A 4,945-nucleotide genomic window follows, 5' to 3' on the forward strand; every position below is an offset into this window, starting at 1 on the left:
AGTTCTAATGAAAAAGTGGTCCAAGAGAGTTCCATTGGTTTTATCCCTGTTGCGTTACAAAATAAGACAATAATGGATTTCTAAAGAGGATAATCAAAACAATCACCAAACAATAAATGGCTAACGACTCGATCATGGCCAAACCAATAAATAAGGTTCTGGTGATGGATTTTTCGGCTTCAGGTTGCCTTGCCAAAGCATCTAAGGCGTGACTAATCGCGCGCCCCATGGCCAGAGCTGGCCCTATAGTTCCTATGGCAATGGCTATTGCTGCAATAACGGTTGACGCTAAACTAAACCAACTTATGTCATTCATAACGATTCTCCTTGGCTTTTAAGCTCATGGGCTTGAATGCCCCCAGCAATGTAAATTAAGGCCAGCATGCCAAAAATATACGCTTGGATGATGGCTTCAATAATATGTAAAATGAGTATTGGAATAGGAACTAAAAATCCGGCAATCATGAGGACAATCAGGGCGGTTAATTGCAAGCTCATGATATTACCAAACAAGCGGACGGCCAATGCTAAGGTTCGAGAGATTTCGCTGATTAAATGAAAAGGCAATAAAAAAGGAGTTGGCTTAATATAATGTTTCAAATACTCTCGCCACCCCTCGGCACGAATTCCAAACCAGTGTACCGATAAAAAAGTTATTATCGCAAGGGATGCCGTCACCGATAAATCCGCCGTTGGTGAATAAAATCCCGGGATAACACCGATTAAATTGGAAACAAGGATAAAAATCCACAAGGTGGCTACAAAAGGAAATATCAACTCAACGTGGTTGGGCAATACTTCTTTTATCGCATCGTACATGGTGCTCAAAACACCCTCCCAAAGGAGTTGGTACGTGCTTGGCTGTAGGAGAGAGCATTTGTAAGTGGTACTCCATGCCATGATGAATAAGGAGATCATAATGAACCACGTGGTTAAGACGCTTTGTGTGATGGGTAATCCACCGATTGAAAAGGCAAAATGCGCTAAGAATCCTTCTTCTCCCACGGTTAGTCCTTAATTAAAAGATACACGTTAATGGCACCAATAATCACCCCAAGGAGGATTAAATTGATGGTCCAACTCATGGAATACCCTTTTATTTTCTCATCGAGCCAAACCCCGAGATAGGCTCCTGCAATGATGGGTAACACAAAAACAAAGCCTAAAGTACCCAGGTAAACTGTTTGGGCTAATAACGTTGATTTTCCCTTTTTAGCTTTATTGATTTTGCGGACGTTTCGTTTCACTTGTTGTTCCAGTTCCTTGTTTGAATTTTTAAATTCCATAGCTGTTCTGCCGGTTTAATTCCCATAAACGCTTTAACATTTCTTCATCCAAACGATGCACGCTTTCTTTAGTGCGCAATAGATTGTTTTCTTCCCAATGTAATTCTTCCGCCAGGACCCTTTGTATGGCTTGGTATTCTTTATGGCGCACATAATGTCGTGTCGCAATATGCAATTGATTGTCAATGAAATAAACCACGGCACCTGGCAATGCTAAGTATTCCGTCTCTTGATTTTCATCACGAAACCAGGCCAAGCCGAATTTTAAGCACGTCATCATTCGGCTATGATGAGCTAAAATTCCAAATTGCCCAGAAGCATCCTCACCCACAAAACTGATGACCTTATCGATTTTTTCATATTGTGTGGCACTCTTAAGATGGATAGTAAAAAGCTCCATGTCCGTCGTTATCTCCCTTTATCCATGGCACCTCTCATGTAACACTCTTCTTCTGAAAATTCATCGTAATCGCCTCTTAGAAAGGATTCGCAATCGGTTAATGTGTGTTCTAATGAAACCGATTTCCCTTCCATTCCTGTTTGAAGCTTGGTGACATGAAAGGGTTGGCTAAGATAGCGCTGCAGTTTACGTGCTCTTAACACAATAGCACGGTCTTTAGGAGAAAGCTCTTCAATCCCCATCATAGAAATCATGTCTTCTAATTCTTGATAATGTTCAAGGTGTTCTCGTACGGCTTGTGCAATGGAATAGTGTCGCTCGCCCAATAGGATTTTATCCATAAATTGACTCTTGGAAGCTAAGGGATCTACGGCGGGATAAATGCCTTTGCCTGCTTGTGCGCGAGAGAGTACGATGATGGAATCCAAATGAGTAATAATCCCGGTCACCGCCGGATCGCTCATATCATCAGCCGGAACATAAACCGCTTGTACCGAAGTCACTGCTCCTTTGGCAGTCGATGTCATGCGCTCTTCAAGTTCCGCTATCTCAGTCATTAAGGTGGGTTGATAACCGACACTGGCCGGCATTCGGCCGAGTAGGCCTGAAATTTCACTGCCGGCTTGCACAAAACGATAAATATTATCCACAAGAAAAAGAACCTCATGGCCCAACGTATCACGCAAATATTCCGCATAAGTTAATGCCGATAACCCTGTGCGAAAACGCACTCCCGGTGATTCGTCCATTTGACCAAACACCATGAGGGTTTTATCCATTACGCCTGCGGATTTCATCTCATGCCACAATTCATGTCCCTCCCGAATACGCTCGCCAACACCAGCAAAGACGGAGGTTCCTTGATGCAATTGAATAATGGCATGCATCAATTCCATCAGGAGTACGGTTTTTCCAACTCCTGCACCACCAAACAATCCCGTTTTAGAGCCCCTGACGAAGGGACAAAGTAAATCAATGACCTTAATTCCTGTCTCAAGAATGGTTTCTTGAGTGCTCGTCATTTGAAGTGGTTCTGATTTGGCTAGAACATCACGATATTCATTGGTTTCTAATGGTGGGCCGCCGTCTAACGGCTCACCAAAAATATTTAAAAGGCGGCCCAAGCATTCTTTTGAAACGGGAATTTGTAACGAAGTGCCTTGGTCATAAACTATTAAACCTCTTTGCAATCCTGAGGCACGGTGGAGCGTGATGGCTCTCACATGATGCTCATCAAGGTGCTGACACACTTCCAAAATGTATTCATCACTGTCCGTGTAAGTTTTAAGAGATTGATGCAAAGGAGGCAGTACATCACAATGTATCCTGACAACAGGGCCATTGATTTCGATTATCCTGCCGATGGGAGTTCCATGACTTTGAGCAACAGCCGTGTTTTTATCCATCATTTTCCAATTGTATTCATGACCCATGAATTAGGTGTCGTCCTATTCTCTCTATTTTTACATCACTTTATGGAATTTTAATATAACAGAGTTTGAAAACAGAGAGCAAAATGCTAATTAATAACAGCCCGCCTCAAATCTAAAAAACAAAAGCTATGTAGGAGGTCTCATCAATCTGCACACCCATGTCACTGGGTTATATGATGATACACCAAACCATCCCTTTATAGAGTTCAATGAAATAGGTAGGCTCTGAATAGGCCAATCTTAATGGGCTACTGACAATAGGGCTCTTAGACATCTCATAAGAGCTCAGGTGATTTGAGTCAATTACCCTAGGATAGGCCTCTCTTATAGAGGAGTTATTGGTTTTTCATCATGGGACATCCCATCATTTGCCTATCCATCATCATCTGCATCATTTGCGTCATCATTTGCATCATTTTCATACGTTGATCCATCATCTCGGGTTGTTTTGCTGTATCATCGTGCATACTTTGCATCATCTTCATGCCTTTTTGCATGGTGTGCATGCCTTCTTCCATCATGGGCATTTGTGTTTGCATCAACGATTTCTTTTCTTCCGTTGTTTTTGCATTCATAAGCTTATCATGCATCTCCTGCATTTGTTTTAGTGCTTCTTGCATTTGCTTCATTTCGTCTTGCAGTTGGGTTGACTGCTGATTAGAGCTTTGCATTCCCATATTATTCATTTGAGAACCAGAAGGCATATCTTCTGCGAAGAGTGGCGTGGCAACCAAGCTGCAAGCGGCCAATAAAATGAACGCATTCCTTTTTAACATAATGAAATCTCCTTATTATTTTTTCAATGAATTGTTTGGACTGAACATCCTACTATAGCACTACATGAACAGGGGATGAAAAGCAAAAAACATACTTGTTCATGTTAATGCCAACCTATTCCTCCCGTGTTGTGTCCTTCATAAGTATGAGAAACACGGTGTGAATTATTGGTCGTTGTTGATGGGGCGCAAGAGATCAACAAAAGTATCGCGCTCATTATCCCAATAACTGCTTTAATAAGTCTCTGCTTTGGCATATCTATGCTCCTTGCAATGAAATAAAGTGAGAGAGAATCAATATAAAAACAACCCACCTCATTTTATAAATCATTTATATAATATAGCACCGTTTAGAAATACGCAGTGCCAGTCATGACTACTTGTTGAAAAAATCAGTTGTCTTTTGGAATAGGGAATCTATACCTCCCCAAGCTTAATATAAGTTCAAATTATTATTTGAATTCACTGCCAAGGATGTGAATAGATGTTGGAGTTAAGGAAGACGATAAGTAGGGTATTTAATTATTGCGAAGATTCTACCATTCTTTTATGAAGAAATTTTAAGATGATTCAAAAGGTAACATGCCAGTTAAGAAGCGATTTGGTGGCTATCATCACCACAGACATGGGCATTGACACCATTAGAAATGATCCAATGAACACTCATTATTAGTGATAATTAATGCCTGATATCGTATGAAAATATTGAGTATACGAAGACAAGTACTTTTGTTATAACTTTATTAATTTTCCTTATCCTGCAGGCATTTTTTACATGGGTTTTTATTTCAATTTTCCACTTCTTTATCAAGCATTAGATTAGCCCCTTACTCATCATGGTTTATGAGGCTGAGTTTTTAGTTATTTTCCTCTTCAAGCTCACATAAGTTGAGGGCGGGAACAACTCATTTGGTGTGACATCTAATCCTTTAAGAATTTTTAGAAGATTTAAAATGGTTATATTGGCTTCGCCACGTTCCACAGTCCCGTAGTAACCCCGATTCATTTCGATGAAATTGGCAAAACCCTCTTGAGAAAAACCTTTCTCTT

8 protein-coding genes are annotated in these 4,945 nt (G+C 40.7%); all 8 read right to left on the minus strand.

All coding sequences use genetic code 11. From position 1 onward, the window contains the following. Nucleotides 1-40: 40 nt before the first annotated feature. Nucleotides 41-316: a F0F1 ATP synthase subunit C gene (locus ACWTEW_RS05520; protein WP_011946148.1), complete on the minus strand. Its 276-nt coding sequence runs from the start codon at nt 314-316 to the stop codon at nt 41-43. Beyond that, entirely contained in the window at nt 313-1,005 is a 693-nt protein-coding gene (locus tag ACWTEW_RS05525) for a F0F1 ATP synthase subunit A (RefSeq protein ID WP_021460704.1), read from the minus strand. The genes ACWTEW_RS05520 and ACWTEW_RS05525 overlap by 4 nt, the downstream gene beginning before the upstream one ends. A gap of 2 nt (nt 1,006-1,007) precedes the next feature. Beyond that, nucleotides 1,008-1,286: an AtpZ/AtpI family protein gene (locus tag ACWTEW_RS05530; RefSeq protein ID WP_011946150.1), complete on the minus strand. Its 279-nt coding sequence runs from the start codon at nt 1,284-1,286 to the stop codon at nt 1,008-1,010. Then, complete coding sequence (locus ACWTEW_RS05535) at nt 1,276-1,686, minus strand: F0F1 ATP synthase subunit delta/epsilon (protein WP_058393158.1); 411 nt, start codon at nt 1,684-1,686, stop codon at nt 1,276-1,278. The genes ACWTEW_RS05530 and ACWTEW_RS05535 overlap by 11 nt, the downstream gene beginning before the upstream one ends. Nucleotides 1,687-1,694: 8 nt before the next feature. Further along, entirely contained in the window at nt 1,695-3,092 is a 1,398-nt protein-coding gene (gene atpD, locus ACWTEW_RS05540) for a F0F1 ATP synthase subunit beta (protein WP_439649218.1), read from the minus strand. 362 nt (nt 3,093-3,454) lie between these two features. Next, nucleotides 3,455-3,895, minus strand: a complete 441-nt coding sequence (locus ACWTEW_RS05545; RefSeq protein ID WP_021582720.1) for a substrate of the Dot/Icm secretion system — start codon at nt 3,893-3,895, stop codon at nt 3,455-3,457. A 104-nt stretch (nt 3,896-3,999) separates the two neighbouring features. After that, on the minus strand, nt 4,000-4,152 hold the full coding sequence (locus tag ACWTEW_RS05550) for a hypothetical protein (RefSeq protein WP_165481402.1): 153 nt from the start codon (nt 4,150-4,152) through the stop codon (nt 4,000-4,002). Between the two features lie 584 nt (nt 4,153-4,736). Next, nucleotides 4,737-4,945, minus strand: a 209-nt coding sequence (locus ACWTEW_RS05555; protein WP_454783612.1) for a helix-turn-helix domain-containing protein, incomplete at its 5' end; no start/stop codon positions are given.

This window comes from Legionella stuttgartensis (assembly GCF_977063405.2).

Excerpts from the sequence above, each read along its gene's own strand:
- ACWTEW_RS05550 (WP_165481402.1), bottom strand. The coding sequence starts at position 4,152 with ATGCCAAAGCAGAGACTTATTAAAGCAGTTATTGGGATAATGAGCGCG.
- ACWTEW_RS05535 (WP_058393158.1), bottom strand. The coding sequence starts at position 1,686 with ATGGAGCTTTTTACTATCCATCTTAAGAGTGCCACACAATATGAAAAA.
- ACWTEW_RS05520 (WP_011946148.1), bottom strand. The coding sequence starts at position 316 with ATGAATGACATAAGTTGGTTTAGTTTAGCGTCAACCGTTATTGCAGCA.
- atpD (WP_439649218.1), bottom strand. The coding sequence starts at position 3,092 with ATGGATAAAAACACGGCTGTTGCTCAAAGTCATGGAACTCCCATCGGC.
- ACWTEW_RS05545 (WP_021582720.1), bottom strand. The coding sequence starts at position 3,895 with ATGTTAAAAAGGAATGCGTTCATTTTATTGGCCGCTTGCAGCTTGGTT.
- ACWTEW_RS05530 (WP_011946150.1), bottom strand. The coding sequence starts at position 1,286 with ATGGAATTTAAAAATTCAAACAAGGAACTGGAACAACAAGTGAAACGA.